The sequence below is a fragment of the Nonomuraea mangrovi genome (genome assembly GCF_042681425.1).
Classification (GTDB): Bacteria; Actinomycetota; Actinomycetes; order Streptosporangiales; family Streptosporangiaceae; genus Nonomuraea; species Nonomuraea mangrovi.
Map to the genome: position 1 here is coordinate 15,365 of NZ_JBHUFV010000073.1, position 16,556 is coordinate 31,920.

19 protein-coding genes are annotated in these 16,556 nt (G+C 67.9%); 13 read left to right on the forward strand and 6 right to left on the reverse strand.

Going from position 1 to position 16,556, the window contains the following annotated elements; all coding sequences use genetic code 11:
• Window positions 1-161 precede the first annotated feature (161 nt).
• The 3 genes from ACFSKW_RS45480 to ACFSKW_RS45490 all read left to right on the forward strand — a co-directional run bounded on the left by ACFSKW_RS45480 (window position 162) and on the right by ACFSKW_RS45490 (window position 2,607).
• On the forward strand, window positions 162-455 hold the full coding sequence (locus ACFSKW_RS45480) for a hypothetical protein (protein WP_379580833.1): 294 nt from the start codon (window positions 162-164) through the stop codon (window positions 453-455).
• Window positions 456-509: 54 nt separating this feature from the next.
• The gene (locus tag ACFSKW_RS45485) at window positions 510-731 is read left to right on the forward strand and encodes a hypothetical protein (protein ID WP_379580834.1); all 222 of its coding nucleotides are present in this window, start codon (window positions 510-512) and stop codon (window positions 729-731) included.
• A 376-nt stretch (window positions 732-1,107) separates the two neighbouring features.
• Window positions 1,108-2,607 (forward strand): transposase, encoded by a 1,500-nt coding sequence (locus ACFSKW_RS45490; RefSeq protein ID WP_379580835.1) that lies wholly within the window; start codon window positions 1,108-1,110, stop codon window positions 2,605-2,607.
• 389 nt (window positions 2,608-2,996) lie between these two features.
• Here the strand turns inward: ACFSKW_RS45490 and ACFSKW_RS45495 are convergent, their stop codons facing one another.
• The gene (locus ACFSKW_RS45495) at window positions 2,997-5,663 is read right to left on the reverse strand and encodes an alpha/beta fold hydrolase (protein WP_379580836.1); all 2,667 of its coding nucleotides are present in this window, start codon (window positions 5,661-5,663) and stop codon (window positions 2,997-2,999) included.
• Between the two features lie 106 nt (window positions 5,664-5,769).
• On the opposite strand from ACFSKW_RS45495, the gene ACFSKW_RS45500 reads away from it, so the two are divergent.
• From ACFSKW_RS45500 to ACFSKW_RS45520, 5 genes are all read left to right on the forward strand, one after another.
• A complete protein-coding gene (locus ACFSKW_RS45500) occupies window positions 5,770-6,447 on the forward strand; it encodes a DUF998 domain-containing protein (protein WP_379580837.1) in 678 nt (225 codons plus the stop codon).
• A gap of 3 nt (window positions 6,448-6,450) precedes the next feature.
• The gene (locus ACFSKW_RS45505; RefSeq protein WP_379580838.1) at window positions 6,451-6,900 is read left to right on the forward strand and encodes a YdeI/OmpD-associated family protein; all 450 of its coding nucleotides are present in this window, start codon (window positions 6,451-6,453) and stop codon (window positions 6,898-6,900) included.
• Between the two features lie 70 nt (window positions 6,901-6,970).
• Complete coding sequence (locus tag ACFSKW_RS45510) at window positions 6,971-7,753, forward strand: alpha/beta fold hydrolase (RefSeq protein WP_379580839.1); 783 nt, start codon at window positions 6,971-6,973, stop codon at window positions 7,751-7,753.
• Window positions 7,750-8,301, forward strand: coding sequence for a dihydrofolate reductase family protein (locus tag ACFSKW_RS45515; RefSeq protein ID WP_379580840.1), 552 nt, complete (start codon window positions 7,750-7,752; stop codon window positions 8,299-8,301). The genes ACFSKW_RS45510 and ACFSKW_RS45515 overlap by 4 nt, the downstream gene beginning before the upstream one ends.
• Window positions 8,302-8,645: 344 nt before the next feature.
• Window positions 8,646-9,605, forward strand: coding sequence for a recombinase family protein (locus tag ACFSKW_RS45520; RefSeq protein ID WP_379580841.1), 960 nt, complete (start codon window positions 8,646-8,648; stop codon window positions 9,603-9,605).
• Between the two features lie 135 nt (window positions 9,606-9,740).
• Here the strand turns inward: ACFSKW_RS45520 and ACFSKW_RS45525 are convergent, their stop codons facing one another.
• The 5 genes from ACFSKW_RS45525 to ACFSKW_RS45545 form a co-directional block, all read right to left on the reverse strand.
• Window positions 9,741-9,827 (reverse strand): helix-turn-helix domain-containing protein, encoded by an 87-nt coding sequence (locus ACFSKW_RS45525; RefSeq protein ID WP_379580851.1) that lies wholly within the window; start codon window positions 9,825-9,827, stop codon window positions 9,741-9,743.
• 291 nt (window positions 9,828-10,118) lie between these two features.
• On the reverse strand, window positions 10,119-10,862 hold the full coding sequence (locus tag ACFSKW_RS45530; protein WP_379580842.1) for a DUF6193 family natural product biosynthesis protein: 744 nt from the start codon (window positions 10,860-10,862) through the stop codon (window positions 10,119-10,121).
• Window positions 10,863-10,948: 86 nt separating this feature from the next.
• Entirely contained in the window at window positions 10,949-11,827 is an 879-nt protein-coding gene (locus tag ACFSKW_RS45535) for a hypothetical protein (RefSeq protein WP_379580843.1), read from the reverse strand.
• A gap of 29 nt (window positions 11,828-11,856) precedes the next feature.
• Entirely contained in the window at window positions 11,857-12,450 is a 594-nt protein-coding gene (locus tag ACFSKW_RS45540) for a recombinase family protein (protein WP_379580844.1), read from the reverse strand.
• 228 nt (window positions 12,451-12,678) lie between these two features.
• The gene (locus tag ACFSKW_RS45545; protein ID WP_379580845.1) at window positions 12,679-13,320 is read right to left on the reverse strand and encodes a TetR/AcrR family transcriptional regulator; all 642 of its coding nucleotides are present in this window, start codon (window positions 13,318-13,320) and stop codon (window positions 12,679-12,681) included.
• Window positions 13,321-13,418: 98 nt separating this feature from the next.
• Here ACFSKW_RS45545 and ACFSKW_RS45550 point away from each other — a divergent pair, with 98 nt between their 5' ends.
• From ACFSKW_RS45550 to ACFSKW_RS45570, 5 genes are all read left to right on the forward strand, one after another.
• Entirely contained in the window at window positions 13,419-14,099 is a 681-nt protein-coding gene (locus ACFSKW_RS45550; protein ID WP_379580846.1) for a hypothetical protein, read from the forward strand.
• A gap of 125 nt (window positions 14,100-14,224) precedes the next feature.
• Entirely contained in the window at window positions 14,225-14,413 is a 189-nt protein-coding gene (locus ACFSKW_RS45555) for a hypothetical protein (RefSeq protein ID WP_379580847.1), read from the forward strand.
• A 757-nt stretch (window positions 14,414-15,170) separates the two neighbouring features.
• The gene (locus tag ACFSKW_RS45560; RefSeq protein ID WP_379580848.1) at window positions 15,171-15,740 is read left to right on the forward strand and encodes a dihydrofolate reductase family protein; all 570 of its coding nucleotides are present in this window, start codon (window positions 15,171-15,173) and stop codon (window positions 15,738-15,740) included.
• Between the two features lie 324 nt (window positions 15,741-16,064).
• Window positions 16,065-16,301, forward strand: a complete 237-nt coding sequence (locus tag ACFSKW_RS45565; RefSeq protein ID WP_379580849.1) for a hypothetical protein — start codon at window positions 16,065-16,067, stop codon at window positions 16,299-16,301.
• On the forward strand, window positions 16,238-16,498 hold the full coding sequence (locus ACFSKW_RS45570) for a relaxase domain-containing protein (RefSeq protein WP_379580850.1): 261 nt from the start codon (window positions 16,238-16,240) through the stop codon (window positions 16,496-16,498). Before ACFSKW_RS45565 ends, ACFSKW_RS45570 begins: the two co-directional genes overlap by 64 nt.
• Window positions 16,499-16,556 lie beyond the last annotated feature (58 nt).

Here is a 16,556-nt window from a genome sequence, read left to right on the forward strand (position 1 = left end):
GTAACCTCGGTGCGGGTCGGTTCCTGTGGGTCTGGGCTGGCGCCGTCATAACGGGGTAAACACCACGCTGCCGTAACAGTAAGTGGCTGACGCGTTGCGATAGCTGGAAGGTTGTCGCGTGTGGCACACCAGCCGCATCGTTCACAGTGCAGGGAGAACCGATGATGCGCACCGTGCCTGCGGCCGTAGCCGCCGCTGCCTTGATGGCCTTGTCGCCGCTCGCCCCGGCGTGGGCCGTCCCTGGCACTCTGATAATCGGCGGAATCGGCATCAACGACCCGCATGGCTGCTACCCCGTCTGGATCCAGGGGGGAGCACGCGTCGAAAACCACACCCAAGTGCAGGTCGCCGAATATCTGACGGGTACCTGTGACCTCACGAATCTTGGTGGCTACGGACCAGGGGAGTCTTTCCACGTCGAGTATGGCCACAGCATCAAAGTCCCGTCGGTGTAGGGCCATGACCTGTTCCGGAGACGCGAGCAGGAGCCGCGAGCTATCCGGTGTTGGATGGGGTCAGGCGGCTCCTGCCAGTCACCGCCAGGAGTCCCGCGCCTGGATCACCATGCGCGGGCTCCCCACCTGCCCGGCGACGGGCGCAGCGACGGCCAGTGGCACCTGTACGGCCCGGACGGCGAGATCGACATCGACGGCTTCGGACTGTTCGGCCATATCCGTGCCGCCGACCAGACCGACGCCCAGCAAGCCGCAGCCGCCGCCGTCACCGATTAGGTCGTTTGCCGACACCGAAGGTTTCAGCCGGTGTGCTCTTAGCTAGGGCCGTAACCTCCAGGTGTAGGGCGCAATTGCCTCAGTGTCGACGTCGGTGTCGGGCCAGCGGCTGGCGCAGCACCTCGGCTGTCGACCGGCACCAGCCGGCGAAGTGGGGGAAGACCCCGGAGGCGTCCGCGGAGCGCGCCCCGGCCTCCAGGCCCGCCACCAGCTGGGTCCGGGAGTCGTCGCCGGGCTCGCGCTTATCCCGGTGGCGCAGGCCGTTGGAGCGGATCGCCGTCCAGACCGCCGCCGCTGAGGCGAGGCCGAACCCGAACCGCCGGTCGTCCTCGGCTTCGAGGATGCCGCGCGCCAGGGCGGTGCGGAACGCGGCGAGGTGGCCCGGCTGGCCGAAGCGCTGGGCTTGGCTCCGGGGGCGTTGCGGGGCTACGGGCGGCGGGCCACGGGTTACGCAGCGGGAATGTGTTCGTGCCGGGATCGCGCCGCTACGCCGACCCGGCTACCTACCTGTACACGCCCGAGCAATGTCGGCCGGCAAGGCGCCGAGGACATCCCGGCCGAGGCCAAGGAGCTGAAAGACGAGCTGGCGGGCATGTTGCCGTTCGCGCCGATCGCCTCACTGCTCATCGAACTCGACGCGCGGACGAAGTTCCTGGACTGCTTCACCCACGCCGGGGGCAAGAAGCTGGCCGGCTCGCCCGAGCTTAAGCGCAACATCCTCGCGGTGCTGATCAGCCAGGCCACGAATCTGGGGTTGGCCAAGATGAGCGAGGCCAGCGGCATCTCCTACGACACCCTCGCCTGGACGATGGAGTGGTATGTGCGGGAGGAGACGTTGCGCGAGGCCAACACCTGCGTCGTGGATCATCACTACGGGCTGGCGTTGGCCAAGGTGTTCGGCGGCGGCACCATGTCCTCCTCCGACGGGCAGCGCTTTCCGGTGCGCGGCAAGAGCGTGACCGGGCGGACCATGACCATCCACGGCGGGCAGGTGTTGTCCACCTACACCCATGTCTCCGATCAGTGGTCGACCTACGGTACGAAGATCATCGTGCCGACGGCGCGGGAAGGACACTTCGCGCTGGATGAGTTCCTCGGCAACGCCACCGATCTGCCGATCGTCGAACACGCGACCGATACGCACGGTGCCACGCTCATTAATTTTGCCCTGTTCGATTTGGTGGGGAAGGCGTTGACGCCGCGGATGCGGGATCTGACCCGGGTCACCTTGGTGCGTGACGACACCCCGACCGAGATCGGCAAACTCTACCCGCACGCGGGGCCGCTGCTGGGCGCCCGGTGGAACGAGGCTCTGGTGGCCGAGTGCTGGCCGGATCTGCTGCGGATGGCCGGGTCGCTGAAGTTCGGGCAGGCCACCGCGTCGTTGATCGTCGGCAAGTGGTCGGCGGCTTCACGGCAGAACACCCTGGCCACCGCGCTGAAGGAGTGGGGGATGCTGCGCCGTACCGTGCACACCGCGAAGTATTTGTCGGATCCGGCGTATCGCAGGAAGATCACCCGCCAGCTCAACAAGGGCGAGAGCCTGCATGCGCTGCGCCGTGACCTGCACTACGCCCAGCAGGGCATGGTCACCAAGCCGCACCTGTCGCAGCAGACCGAGCAGGCGTGGTGTTTGACCGTGTTGACCAATTGTGTGGTGACCTGGACCACAGAATATTATTCCAAGGCGGTCCTCGACCTGCGCGCCCAGGGCCGCGACGTCCCCGACGAGGTGCTTGCTCATATTTCGCCCGGGCACAGCGACAATATCAACTTCTTCGGGGCGATCCACGTCGACGTCGAGGCGGAGTTGGCCAAGCTGAGTGACGGCTGGCGGCCGTTGCGCCCCGCCCAGCTACGGGAGCTGGGCCTGTGAGCAGCCGGGACTGGCCCGAGGCCACCGCGTTACCGATTCGGGGTAAGGGGCGCGGGCCGGGGTCCGGAAGGCATGTCGAGGTCGAACCGGTCTCGGGCGTGGGCGGCCTGGTCAGCGACCGCCCACGTAGGTCCTTCATAGACCAAGTGTCTCGACCCATGTCCCTGTCGGTCGGCGAGTCGGTTGGCTGTGGCGAAGACTGCGATGTCGGGCTGGAACCGTCGGAGGTTTCCACGTTGAGGGTGGGCAGGTCGAGGGAGATCGGGACGAACGATTCGATCGGGCTGTTGCCTGCCGTGATGGCGTTGAGCAGGTCGGTGTCGGCGTGTGCGGCGCGGTGGGTGTCATGGCCGGCGCGTCCGCCAGGCGATCCGGTCGTGGGCGGGGTCTCAGAGGAGGAACTGCTCCAGCAGTGGCGCCAGGACGTCGGGTGCCATGTCGTGTGGTGCGTCCACGCTGTGGCGCCGCCCGTGAGGCAGTAGGTCGGTGACTGTTTGTGCGGCGTCCCGTCGCCAGGCGGCACTGTGCGTGCCGTCGATGACCAAGGTGGGGACGGTGATGGTGGCCCTCCAGTGCACGGGCAGGGAGTAGTCGCCCATCACAGTCATGTCATAGGCCAGGGTGTGGGCCATGGCTTCGAGGCTTCGCCACTGGGGAGCCGAGCGCATCGCAGCGATGACCTCGGCCGGCGTCTCCACAGCGGTGGTCAGGAAGAGTTCGACCGCGTCGCCTCGGCGATCTGCCCGCACGAGCTTGTCGAGCTGTGCGGTGAAGTCCAGGGGTATGGCTGTGCGGGTGCCGTCGATGATGAAGGGCGGCTCGATCAAGACCAGTCCGGTGATCGGCACGCCGCGCGCAGCCGAGTCGGCGACAAGGACGGCACCTGAGGAGACGCCGAGGGCGAACGCGGCCCCGCCGGCCTGGCCGAGAACGGCTGTCAGGTCCTCGATCTCCCGGACGACCGTGTACGGCTGGGTGTCCCCGCTCCCGCCGCGGCCGCGGCGATCATAGGTGATCACGGTGAACCGCGGCGCCAGCCGTACGGCCAGCGAGGTGAAGTCCGTCCGCTCGTTCAGTGCGCCGCCGACCAGGATGAGTGGCGGGCCTTGGCCCCATCGCTCGACGGCAATAATCGTTCCGTCGGCCGAGGTGGCGGTGGCCTTCGTTCCGCCATGCGCCCCGCCATCCGGGGTGCCCGTCGCCGGGCGCGGCTCACGGTAGAGGTCGCTGGCCTGGATGAGCAGGCCGCCGTGCCCAAAAAGCCGTGGCTCGTTACGGTCGGTCAGTTCCTCGTAATAGGCGACGTACTGCCTGCGGGTCTCCTCGAACTCGCCCGAGTCGCGCAGGCGGTCCAGGCAGAAGGCCCGTACGGTTTCCAGGAGCCGGTACCGCGAGCCGGTCGTCCCGGTCAGCGGCGAGACCAGGGAACGATCGACGAGGCGGGTGAGCAGGTCGGCGACGTCACCAGGGCAGATCGCCTCCGCCGCCTGCAGGCTCCACGCGTCGGGGTGGATGGCCAGTCGGCGCAGCACGGTCCGTTCTGGCTCGGTGAGCAGGTCCCAGCTCCATTCGATCATGGCCTGCAACGTCCGCTGCCGGTCCGGCGCGCCGCGACGGCCGGTGGCGAGCACCCGGAAACGATCGTCGAGACGCGTGGCGAGATCGTGGATCTCCAGGGCGCGGACGCGGGTCGCCGCCAGTTCGAGCGCGAGGGGCAGGCCGTCTAGTCTGCGGCAGATCTCCACCACGGCCGGGGTGTTGGCGGGAGTGAGCTGGAAGTCGGGCTTGGCAGCGGTGGCCCTGGCCACGAACAGCTGGATGGCGCTGGATCGCGCCACGGCGCCGGAGTCGGTGGCCGAGGACGGCAGGCCGAGCGGCGGGACCGGCCACACCTGCTCGCCGAGGATGCCAAGGGGTTCGCGGCTGGTGGCCAGGATCCGCAGATGCGGAGCGGTCCCCAGCAGCTTGTCGGCCACCGCGGCGACCTGCTCCACCACGTGCTCGCAGTTGTCCAGGACCAGCACGCGCTCCCCGTCGGGCTGGGTGAGGTTCCGGATCGCCTGGAGGAGGTCCTGCTCACCGGCGGAGGCGTCGAGGGCGGCCAGCTCCACCAGATAAGCGTCGTCCAGATCCCGGGCGACCTCCAGGGCCAGGCTGGTCTTGCCCACGCCACCCGGCCCGGTGAGCGTCACGAGCCTGCCGCTGCGCAGCCGGGCCCGAACACGTTCCACTGCCGTGGCCCGGCCGATCAACTCGGTCATGGCGGCGGGCAGATTCGTCCGAGCCGACGCTTCGGCCGGTACTGCGGCCAGCGCGGGATCCTGGCTGAGAATCGCCTGGTGGAGGCTGACGAGGTCGGCGGCGGGGTCCAGGCCCAGCTCGTCGGCCAGGCGGGTGCGGAGGTCACGGTAGGTGTCCAGCGCCTGGCTGTGCCGTCCTGACCGGTACAACCCGCGCATGTAGACCGCGCGCAGGCGCTGCCGTAACGGATGTCCGGCTACGACCTCGGCGAGCTCGGCTGACAGCAGGTGGTGCTCACCCATCTCCAGGCGGGCCTCGGCGTGCTCCTCGATGACGACCATCCGTTCCTCTTCGAGCCGGTCGATGGCCGCGCGAGCGAAGGGTGCCTCGGATACGTCGGCGAAGGCCGGGCCCCGCCACAGCGCCAGCGCGTCGGCGAGAAGCGACCTGCGGGTACGTGGCTCGGCGACTGTCCGCGCACGCTGGGCCAGTCCCCGGAACCGGCCTACATCCACCGCATCGGCGGCTACTCGCAGCATGTAGCCCGGCGGCTGGGTCACCACCAGGTCCCGGCTTCCCGGCTCCGCCTCCTCCAGCGCCCGCCGTAACTGGGAGATGCGGGTCTGCAGGGTGCTGGTGGGATTGACCGGAAGGTCATCGCCCCACAGATCGTCGATCAGGGCGCTGATCGACACCGGGTGGCCCTCTGCCAGGAGCAGGTCGGCCAGCAGGGCGCGGACCTTCGTGTCGGGAACCCGAACCAGTGCACCGTCATCTGTCCAGACGGCAAGCGGACCAAGCACGCCGAATCGCATGCCTCAGGCTAGTGGTTCAAGGTCACCGGAAGTAGTTCTGAAGCCGTTCTGAAGCCTCCGCCGACAAGCTGTGGACATCAGCCAGACAGACGGAAGGAACCCCGAGATGACCGCCATCACAGCAACCGCCCGCCGTACCGACTGTTCGCCTCAGGCCCGGATCACCAAGTCCCTGCTGGGCTGGGGGGTGGTCGCAGGTCCGCTGTATGTGGTCGTGACCGGCGTGCAGGCACTGACCCGCGACGGGTTCGACCTCACCCGGCACCCGGCCAGCCTGCTGGCCAACGGCGGCCCCGGCTGGATCCAGATCGCCAACCTCATCCTGGCCGGTCTGATGACCGTCGCCGCCGCGGTCGGAATGCGGCGGGCGGTGCGGGCTGGCAGGGGCCGCGTCTGGGGGCCGCGTCTGGTCGCTCTGTACGGCACGGGCTTGATCTGCGGCGGGATCTTCCGTGCCGACCCGGCTTTTGGCTTCCCGGTCGGAACGCCCGACGGGCCCGGACCGGTCAGCTGGCACGGTCTGCTGCACTTCGTCGGCGGCGGGATCGGCTTTCTGGGGTTGATCGGCGCCTGCCTGGTGTTCGCCCGCGCCTACGCCGCCCTCGGCCGCCGCGGCTGGGCGATCTACAGCGGGGCCACCGGGATCGTCTTCTTCGCCGCCTTCGCCGGGATCGCCTCCGGCCCCGGGAACGCCGTCATCAACCTCGCCTTCACCGCGGCCGTGGTGCTCGGCTGGGCCTGGATCAGCGCCACCTGCGTCCACCTGATGCGACAGGCGGCCTAGGTCATGAGATTCCAGACCATCGTCCTGAGCAACGGCAAGATCGCCACCGGGATCGAAGTGCCGGCCGAGATCATCGAAGCCCTCGGCTCCGGCCGGCGACCGAAAGTCCGCGTCACCATCGCCGGCCATACCTTCCGCAACTCGGTGGCACCGATGAACGGCACGTACATGCTCGGCCTGAACGCCGACGTCCGGAAGCAGACCGGCGTGGCGGCCGGCGACACCATCGAGATCGACCTGCAGGTCGACACCGAACCGCGCGAGGTCACCGTTCCGGCTGACTTCGCAGCGGCCCTCGACCGCGAACCGGAAGCCAGGAACACCTTCGACCGGCTGTCCTACAGCAACCGCCGCGCCCACGTCCTTTCGATCGAGGGTGCCAAGACCGACGCCACCCGCCAGCGGCGCATCGACAAATCCGTCTCCACGCTGGCCGCTGGGAACATCCGCTAACCGGCCCAGTCCCACCCGCCCGTCGCACGTCAATCGTCCAGCACTGCCAAACGAATCGGAAGAGATCATCATGACCTTCGTCACCTCCCAGGACGGCACTCACATCGCCTACGACAGCATCGGTTCAGGCCCGGCGGTCATCGTGATCGGCGGAGGGCCGGTCGATCGGAGCGCCGAGTCGCCGCTGGCCGCACTGCTGGCCGAACACTTCACCGTCTACAGCTACGACCGGCGCGGCCGCGGTGAGACCGTAGACACCGCTCCGTACTCGGTCGACCGCGAGTTCGACGACCTCCAGGCCCTGATCACCGAGGCCGGCGGGTCCGCGATGGTCTACGGCACCTCCGGCGGCGGAATGATCGCGATCCAGGCCGCCGCCCGCGGCCTGCCCATCACCAAGCTGGCCCTATGGGAGGTCCCTTACATCCTGCCCGGTACCCGCGAGCCCGTCCCCGCCGACTACCGCGACCAGCAACACGCCCTACGCGCCCAAGGCCGCTTCGGCGACATGATGGAACTCTTCATGCTCAAGGCCGTGCTCATGCCCGCCGAGTTCGTCGAAGGCATGAAGGCCGCTCCGTTCTGGGAGGCGATGGCGGCCGGGGCGAGCTGCCTGGCCTACGACGCCGACGTCGCCGCAAACTTCGCCCTGCCCTCCGAGACGCTGAAGTCAATCACCATCCCCGCCGTCGTCATAGACGGCGCGACCACCCCGTGGATCACCGCCGCGGCCGAGGCGATCGCCGATGCCCTGCCCGACGCCCACCGCACCACGCTGCACGGCCAACCCCACAACGTCGACGCGGCGGCCATCGCCCCCGCCGTCACCGATTTCTTCGGAGCGAACCGATGAGGAAGATCGTCGCGCAGTTGTTCGTGTCCGTCGACGGTGTCATGCAAGCCCCTGAGGACTGGCACTTCCCCTACTACGACGAGCGGATGGCCGAAGTGGTCGCCGAGCAGTTCCACCAGTCCGACATCCTGCTTCTGGGCCGGACCACCTACCAGGTATTCGCCGACTCCTGGCCAGGGCGCGGCAGCGAAGTACCGCTCGCGGACCGTATCAACACGATGCCCAAACTGGTCGCCTCCACCACCCTGAACACCGTGGCATGGCAGAACAGCACCCTGATCAGCGGCACCGTCGCCGACGAGCTCACCAAGCTCAAGCAGCAGCCCGGCCGCAACATCACCATCTCCGGCAGCCCCACCCTGGTCCGCTCACTGCTGCATGACGACGTCCTGGACGAACTCCAACTGCTGGTTCACCCGGTGGTTCTCGGCCACGGCCGGCGCCTTTTCGAGGAAGACGGCTTGAACAAGTCACTACGCCTGGCCGACTCTGAGGTCTTCAAGACCGGCGTCGTCCACCTGACCTACCAGCCGGCGGTTCCCCAGTAGAAGACGCCCTCGTAGCCGGTACCCCTGCAATGGGATATCGGCTACAACCATGTCGGCCACTATGGCGAGGCGACCCCACGTTTCGAGCGGGGCCGGCCGTCGCGCAGGACCCGACACCGCCACCTGCTGCTCGCCGCAGGCTTCTCAGCGATCGTCCAGGCCACCAAGCCGCCGTGCCCGCCACAGTGACCGACGATCGTCTCCTCATAAACGACCATTTCCGGGAGGAAGATCGAAAAGGGTCGCCGTGGGCGGCCCGGCCGCCTGATCCGTTCCCGCAACTCGTTCTCACTCAATCGACGCCGACCCCTGTTCCGGGAAATGTTTATGAGAGACTTCCGGGCATGACGGGCCCTCATACCCCCTCCCGCGCCGACGCCGCCGACGCCGTCGAGCGCCACACCTGCCCGCGCTGCCTGGCCCAGCCCGGCTCGCCGTGCCGATCTCGCTCAGGCGCCGTTGCCGGGATCTACCACACCGGCCGGTTCAAGAAGGTCGCCCGGCTCGCCAAGCTGCTGCGGGTGCCGACCCCGGCCGACCGGGGCCCCGGCCAGCCCTGGCGGCCCGGCACCCCGCCGCCGGCCGCGCCCGAGACCGGCGCCCCGGGCGCCGACATCCGCATCGGCTACGCCAGGTGCTCCCACCTCACCCAGGAACTGCAGTCGCAACTCGACGCCCTGGCCGCGCACGGCATCGGCCGCGACAAGATCTTCTCCGAGAAGATCAGCACCCGCATCCGAGTCCGCCCCCAGTTCGAGGCCGCCCTCACCCTGGCGCGCGAGATCAAGGCCCATGCCCCGCACTGTCGCGTGCTGTTGACCGTGTACGAGATGAAGCGGCTGGGCCGCGACGCCGCCGAGCTCACCGCCCTGGCCGACCACCTGAGCGCCCACGGCCTGATCCTGGAGATGCTGGCCGGCCCGCTGCCCGGCATCTACGACCCCACCGGGCCCGGCCGCATGCTCTTCGGCTTCTTCGCCGCCATGGCCGAAACCGAGCGCGAAGCCATCCGCGAAGCCACCCTGGAAGGACTCGACGCCGCCGCCCGCAAGGGCAAGCACGGCGGCCGGCCACCCGTCATCACCGACGACATGCTGCACACCGTGCTCCGCCGCCGGGCAGGCGGCGAATCCGTCGAACAGATCCGCCCCGACCTGATCATCGCAACCGGCAAGCGCAAAGGTCACAACCCCGGCCTGGCCAGCATCTACCGGGCGCTCGCCGAGCACGAGAAGGCCCAGGCCTACCCCGAAGCCGTCGTCCAGGCCCGCGCCGACTTCGCCGACCTCCACACCGCCGGGTGACCTCGCGACCTCACGACGGCAGCAACTCCGGCGTGCCCTCGCTCATGGCCCCACCGCAAGCGATCTCATACCCAAGTCACAGAGTCCCCGCATAGTCGCAGGTCAAGGGCATATCCGACGAAAGTTTCGTCAGGACTACCGGGACCCCTTATAGATGGTGGAGCGGCTGACACCCACCAGCCGGGCGATGGAGGCGACGGTGGCGTCGGGCTGAGCGAGCAAGGCGCGAGCTCACCACGCCCCTGCAGACCTGCCCCAGCTCGAAGGACCGCAAGATCTCAACGACGTCTTTCGGGTCACCTTCATCAACCATCGCGAGACGACCCTACGAGCCCACGCCAGCCACAGCAAGATCCAGAAGTGGTGCCCAAACTCGTGACCACGGCGCACCCCAACGATCAGTCGGTGGTGCTCAAACCCGTGACGAACTGGTGCTCGTTCCCGCGTTCATGGCCAAGCGGGCGATCGCCATGCCCTCACGGGTGCGGATCTTCAGCAGGCCGGCTGTCGATTTCAGGAGTCCTCTGCACTGATGTCAGAAGACGTCTGCAATAGTTCGGCTGGGATACGGGCTACGGCGATGGAGACCGCTTCGGCGGGCGTGGAGACCTCGGTCAGAGTCGGGCCGTTCCACCATTCCCTGATGGTGTAGCCGCCAGTTCCTCGGGGGGAGTCGATCGAGATGAAGCTCAGGGAGAACGGGTAGTCGGGCGTGGTGGAGAAGCTGAGTGCCCAGTGGCTGGTGAAGGGGTAGAGGCGGCGTAGCTTCGGTTCGGCGTGGGCAGCCTCGATGAGCGCCTGATATTGGGGCCAGTCTGCCTCGCGGGCATCCTTGAGAAGCCACTGCCATTCCGATGCGATGACGGCGGCAGGGTTGTTGTCGGGCACCTCGAAACGTCCGGTCACGACCTTGAAGGGAGCGGCTTCGGCGATCTCGTCGAGGCTGGCGCCGTCCACCCAACCAAGGATCACTTTGGGAAGCTCACGCAGATCCTTGGTGGCGCCGCAGATCATGAGCCTGTTGTTGGACGAGCCCCAGATGGTCCAACTCCGTTCGAAATGCCACGCCGTGACGTACGACCCGTGGCGGTGCGGGATGACGCTGGTGAACGTGGCATGACGCAGTGGATCGGATGCAGTGGCGGTCATGGGAAGGGACAGGCCTTGATCGGCTGCTGTGGCTTGGAGCGCCGCGGCGAGGCTGCTGTAGGCGGCCACTTCCGGGTAGAGATCGGCTGGGTCTGGTTCTTGCCTCATGGGGTCCGATCAGGTGGTGGTGAAGGGAGTTATGTCGTTGGTGGGCTGCCCTGGCGTCTTGGGCTCGAGGAACATCGGGCGGGGTGTCAGCGGTCTCCGGTCTCGGTGTTGAGCTCGGGGGTGTAGCCGCAGCTTTGCGGGCTGCACTCGGCCTTGTGATCTCGGCCCCAGAGGCCGGTGTCGCGTTCGGTGGAACGAGCGCGGTGAACCAGTCGAAGTTGCTCTTTGCGGGGCAGGGTCGACGGCAATGCGCTGAAGGTCTCGGGGAGTACGGCGAGCATGCTGCTGACCTGTTCGCCGTCGTACATCCGCAGCAGTGCCGTGCACTGCCACCAGCGGATCTTGCCGCCGCGACCGTCTGAGTTGCCGGGCCAGTAGTAGCTCGCCGGATCTGGCACCAGGTAGTGGACACCGTCAGGGGCCAGGTGGGTCCGGAGCCACGGTACGCCTTTGCCGAGACCGAGCCGGGGCCGTCCGGCCTTTTCGTAAAGGGCGCAGACGGCGTCGGTATCGAGGGCTTTGAGAACGTGTGCTTCGGTGGGCAGCGGTTGCCGTCCGATCGGGGCTTTGACGGGCCAGCGCCCCAGGAGAACGCCGGCCCGCTGCCGCAGCGTCATCGGCGGCGGGCCCTTACGGCGATCCGGTAGTGGCGGTGGCGGCGTCCAGTTCCGTCGTTCCGGTTCGATGTGGCTCAGCGTCCATGCGTGCCCTTCTGGGCCGGTGGTGTGCCAGGTCCAGCCCATCGGCCGTTTGGCCATCGCCTGCTCCCAGCTGGTCCCAGAGGTTCCCCTTCGCGACGGCCTCCAGGGACTTGGCCGGGCGACCCCCGGGAGGCACAGGTCGGCCAGGAACCTGATGCGCTCCAGATCCTCCTCAATCGAGCTGTCTTCCGAGTTGCTGCGCCGGACCTCCCCGGCCAGGTGACGGATCTCGGTGAACGCCCTGGCCGCCAGCAGCGCGGCCATGTCCCGATCGAGCCTTGTTTCGTGGCGCCTCATGCCGCTCCGCCCACCCGGTCATGGCCAGCGCGTTCCAGGACCCGGTAGACCGTCGCCCGGCCAACGGAGAACATCTCCATCAGGTCGGCGATGGAGTACTCGCCGCTGGCGCGCATCCGGACCAACTCGGCCTGCTGCCGCGCGGTCAGCTTGGGCTGCTTGCCCTTGAGCTTGCCCTTGGAACGAGCGACGGCCATGCCTTCGCGGGTGCGCATCTTCAGCAGGTCGGCCTCGAACTCAGCGAACACCGCCAGCATGTTGAAGAACATCTTCGACATCGGGTCGGCCGGGTCGTAGATGCTGCCGCCCAGCGACAAGCGGACGCCCCGGGCGACGAGAGTGTCGCCGATGTCACGGGCATCGGGCACCGAGCGGGCCAGTCGGTCGAGTTTGGGCACCACCAGAGTGTCGCCGGCCCGCACGGCCGCCAGGGCCTGGTCGAGGCCGGGCCGGGCCCGGTTAGTGCCAGTGAGTCCCTTATCGAGATAGATCCGGTCCTCCGGGACGCCGAGTTCGAGGAGGATCTCGCGTTGAGCGGTGAGGTCTTGCAGAACGGTCGAGCAGCGGGCGTAGCCAATCAGTTCTCCCACCCGCCGATCGTACCGTTTAAGCCCCCTTCATCGGACAGTTTCGCGGACCACCTATCTGAGACGGCGTTTCCGCAGTCGGGTCTTCGCGAGTGGAATTGCGGGAGCGTCTCGGTGAAGGTTCCCCAAACGGAACACCCTCGCAGCCAGCGGATGAGAGGTGACCAGCGCCGAAAAGAGCGGATCTGCAGAGTGCTTCGTCGGCCCCGTTCAGCGCGGACGATCCCCGGGTCATGCTCGTCGCGTCTGGCTCAGGAGTTCGCGGACCAGTGCCTGCCCCCACCACTCCTCAATGCGGTCGGGGGTCCAGCCGCGTTCGGTGGTGAGGGTGGTGTAGACGTCGATGTTGCAGATGGCCGCGTAGACGTCGACGGCAGTCTGTAGGTCCAGGCCGGTTCGAAGGGTGCCGGACGGCCAGGACGAGAAGACCTGAACCCGGGTTTCGTCGCCCCGTTTGCGGCCGTCGCCGTAGACCGTGGCGAGCTCGGGTTCGCTGCGGCCCGCTTCGCGGACCAGCAGGATGACGTCGCCCGCGCGCTCGAACAGCCGCCGGTCGTAGGCGGCCATCGCCGCGAGCTGGCGCTCGGGGTCCGCCGCCGCGGCCTCCAGTTCCGCGAGCATCTGCGGCGCGTCGGCGGACAGGTCGGCCGAATCGGCCACGGCGCGGGTCAGCCCGGTCTTGTTCCCGTATGTCGCGTAGACCGTGGGCACGGAGACCCCGGCTTCGCGCGCCACCTCGCGCACGGTCGTGTCCGCCCAGCCCCGAGACTCGAAGAGCTGGCGGGCGGCGCGGGCGATCTCGGCTCGGGTCTCCAGCGCCTGCGTCGTCCGGCGCAGCGAGTCATAGCGACGTCGGCCCTGCTCTGCGTCCATTCCTTGCCCCTTGCCCTCTCCAGGTTTACGCGCCTTATAATCAATATATGACATTTAAATCCAAGTCGACCACCATGGGCTTCTCCCGGATCGGCGGCATGGCCGCCATCGGCTTCGCCGCCATGATCGTCCTCGCCAACGTGATCATGGTGCCCGCCGGCATGCCGCTCACCGGCGCCGAAATCGGCGAGGTCACCGCGTTCTTCGCCACCGAGGGCCTCGCCGTCGGCGTCGGATCCGCACTCACGCCCGCCGCCTGGATCCTGGCCACCTTCTTCGGCGCCGGCGCGCTCGCCGCACTGTGGCACTCCGAGCGCGAACGAGGCGAGGCGTGGTCGCTGCTCGGACTCGCCGGTCTGGCCCTTCAGAACGCCACCTTCGCTGGGGTCGTCGCTGCCCGCCTCGCCCTCACCTCGACCGCCCCGCACGACCGCTCCGCGACCACGGGCCTCTGGGCGTTGCATGATGCGGTGTTCACCCTCAACGGAGCCTTTCTGGCGCTCGCCCTCCTCGGCCTGTCCGTCGGCGGCCTGCGCACCGGCCTGATCCGGCCCTGGCACGGTGCCCTGGGGCTGCTTGCCGCAGCGCTGCAGTTCGCCTCGGCCACCTTCGCCCACTGGGTCATCGACAACGGCGGTCTCCTGGGGCTTCTCGGCCTCGTTGGCTGGCTGATGTGGGTCGTCTGGATCGTTGCGTACGGCATCGTCCTGATCCGACAAAACCCCGACACCCCGGCCCGGACACTCACCAACGATCGAACGAGTACCGCCCCTGCCTGAGCTGGCGAGCGACATCTGGCACGTCATCGGCATCGGCCGACCCCGCTACGCCCACCGCATCCGCCGCGTCCACGGCTGACCGCACCGACTCTCACACGAACCCGAACCTCACAAGGAGCAGGACAATGTCGCTGAAGAACATCAACACAGTCCTGGCCACCGCCGGTGCCCTGTTCATCCTCTACATCGGCGTGTCCTACGTTCTGACCCCCGAGACGTCCGCGCCGAACTTCGGCCTGCCGGGCTGGCCCTCCGGCGACGGTGAGGCTTCCTGGTCCTCAAGGACATCCGCGACATCGTCTCAGGACTGGTGATCGGCATCCTGCTGTTGACGGGCCACCGCCGGGCCCTGGGCTGGGTCCTGCTGCCGACTACCACCAGCCGCTCGACGAAACCGAGGCCACCCTGCTGCTATCGGTCATCTGGTGCGGCCGCTCTCCCGAATACGCAACCTTCCGTGCCCAGCACCTCGACCTCGAACGCGAGCTACGCCTGCGCGGTCTCATCCGCGACAAGGGCGTCCCCACCAAAGGCGGAGGCCTCCGCCGACGTCCAATACAGCCTGCGCCTGACCCACGGCGACCACCTGGGCGACCCCGACGACCCCTTCGCCGCACCACCCTGCTGGCGCCGGCCACACCTCCAGGAACCGTGGTACACCGAAGCTGACGGCAGCCTCTGGCCCAACGACACGGACGACACCGGCAGTCACTGACATTAGATCCGCGTCACCCCCGCCGGATCACTGACATTCTCTCCGCGCTCAACAACCGGCGAGCTCGCCGACGACAAGTACTTGTCGTTCAACACCGCGCGGTAACAGCCCCACCGCCTGTTGTCCTTCTTGCCCCCTCCTCTCACACTAGCGTCAAGATCAAAAGCGCGTTCTGGACCAAGGTATCTGCGATACAGCGGTCCTGCGGACCGCCGGAGAACCCGGGCGGGAGTGTCCCGTCCGGATGAACTTTGCGGATTTCGGACTTACCTTGCGGAGTCCGCTTCCACTCTGTGCCGATGAGTTTTTGGAGGCCGGGTGGTCTAACTCCTAAGGACAACGTTCAGGAGGTCTCAATGGGTGCCGTGGTGCTGTACAAGAGCATGTCGTTGGACGGCTTCGTCGCCGGTCCAGACATCGGTGCGGAGCATCCCATGGGCAAGGGCGGCATGCGACTGCACGAGTGGATGTTCACCGACCAGCCCGACCCGCGCGACAAGGAGGTCCTCGCTACGATGTCCGCTTCGGTCGGCGCGGTCGTGGTCGGCAAGCGCACGTTCGACGTCGGCCTGCCGCACTGGCAGGACACCCCCTATCCGGCACCGACCTTCGTGCTCACCCATCAGACGCGCGACGAACTCGTCATGAAGAGCGCGTCGTTCACCTTCGTCACCGACAGCATCGAGGCTGCCCTGAAGGCCGCGCAGGACGCGGCCGGCGACAAGGACGTGATCGTGATGGGTGCCCAGACTGGACGGCAGTTCCTGCGCGGCGGGCTGCTGGATGAGTTGCTGATCAACCTGGTGCCGGTCGTGCTGGGCTCTGGGAGCCGGCTGCTGGAAGACCTTGGCCACATCGAGTTGACGCGCACGCAGGTGATCGCCTCTGACGCGGTCACGCACCTGCGGTTCCGGGTCGTGAAGTAACGGCCTGCGGCACGGAGTATGCGGGGAGCGGACACTCGGTCGACGGGCTGTCCCCCTGAAAGCGCAAAGTAGGTCCGAACAAGATCGGCGGTCGCTGTTCGCTCCTACTTTGCAACCCGCAGGTCAGCATGCTTAGGGCTGCAAGGTTTGGTCGGAACGGACAGGGAGGAGCACGCGGGGTGGCATGGGTCAGCGTGATCGGCCCCTCCATGGAGCAGGTGGAGTACCGGCTCCAGGAGGGCGCTGGCTGCGGCCTGAACCACCCTGCCGAGGGGCACGCGCACGAGCGCGCAGACGACGGACCCCAGCAGCGGCGAGGTACTGGTGGCCGCCAAGTACGCGGTCGACCCGCGAGCCAAGCTGGCGGCCGCACCGTTATGGCAGGCCCTTGAGAAGGTCGCCACCGAACGCGGCACCAGCGTCGCGGCGATGCTCGCCGCCCGCCCCGCGATGGCCAAGCGCGCCAAGAGGCTGGAGCGCGGGCTCGGGTGGGTGATGTGGCACCGCACCGCCCGCCCCGTCGGCGAGGCCGCCCGGACCCACATCTGCACGCCCACGTGACGATCGCCGACATGGTCAAGGGCAAGGACGGTAAGTGGTCGGCCATCGGCGCCGGCGGCCGCGACATCCACCGGCACGCCCAGGCCGCCGACGCGCTACTGAAGGCCCGCCTGCGACGCGTGCTCGCCCAGCGGTACGGCATCGCCTGGAAGCGCGATGAACGCACCGGCGCGTGGCAGATCGCCGCCATCCCCTAGGGCCTGTACGGAGTTCAGATCTTCAGGCGGTTCGGAGGCTCCGGATCCACAAGATGGC

What these genes read in the sequence shown, in the direction of transcription:
- ACFSKW_RS45480 (WP_379580833.1), top strand. Translation starts at nt 162, where the DNA reads ATGATGCGCACCGTGCCTGCGGCCGTAGCCGCCGCTGCCTTGATGGCC.
- ACFSKW_RS45485 (WP_379580834.1), top strand. Translation starts at nt 510, where the DNA reads ATGGGGTCAGGCGGCTCCTGCCAGTCACCGCCAGGAGTCCCGCGCCTG.
- ACFSKW_RS45495 (WP_379580836.1), bottom strand. Translation starts at nt 5,663, where the DNA reads ATGCGATTCGGCGTGCTTGGTCCGCTTGCCGTCTGGACAGATGACGGT.
- ACFSKW_RS45500 (WP_379580837.1), top strand. Translation starts at nt 5,770, where the DNA reads ATGACCGCCATCACAGCAACCGCCCGCCGTACCGACTGTTCGCCTCAG.
- ACFSKW_RS45505 (WP_379580838.1), top strand. Translation starts at nt 6,451, where the DNA reads ATGAGATTCCAGACCATCGTCCTGAGCAACGGCAAGATCGCCACCGGG.
- ACFSKW_RS45510 (WP_379580839.1), top strand. Translation starts at nt 6,971, where the DNA reads ATGACCTTCGTCACCTCCCAGGACGGCACTCACATCGCCTACGACAGC.
- ACFSKW_RS45515 (WP_379580840.1), top strand. Translation starts at nt 7,750, where the DNA reads ATGAGGAAGATCGTCGCGCAGTTGTTCGTGTCCGTCGACGGTGTCATG.
- ACFSKW_RS45520 (WP_379580841.1), top strand. Translation starts at nt 8,646, where the DNA reads ATGACGGGCCCTCATACCCCCTCCCGCGCCGACGCCGCCGACGCCGTC.
- ACFSKW_RS45530 (WP_379580842.1), bottom strand. Translation starts at nt 10,862, where the DNA reads ATGAGGCAAGAACCAGACCCAGCCGATCTCTACCCGGAAGTGGCCGCC.
- ACFSKW_RS45535 (WP_379580843.1), bottom strand. Translation starts at nt 11,827, where the DNA reads ATGGCCGCGCTGCTGGCGGCCAGGGCGTTCACCGAGATCCGTCACCTG.
- ACFSKW_RS45545 (WP_379580845.1), bottom strand. Translation starts at nt 13,320, where the DNA reads ATGGACGCAGAGCAGGGCCGACGTCGCTATGACTCGCTGCGCCGGACG.
- ACFSKW_RS45550 (WP_379580846.1), top strand. Translation starts at nt 13,419, where the DNA reads ATGGCCGCCATCGGCTTCGCCGCCATGATCGTCCTCGCCAACGTGATC.
- ACFSKW_RS45555 (WP_379580847.1), top strand. Translation starts at nt 14,225, where the DNA reads ATGTCGCTGAAGAACATCAACACAGTCCTGGCCACCGCCGGTGCCCTG.
- ACFSKW_RS45560 (WP_379580848.1), top strand. Translation starts at nt 15,171, where the DNA reads ATGGGTGCCGTGGTGCTGTACAAGAGCATGTCGTTGGACGGCTTCGTC.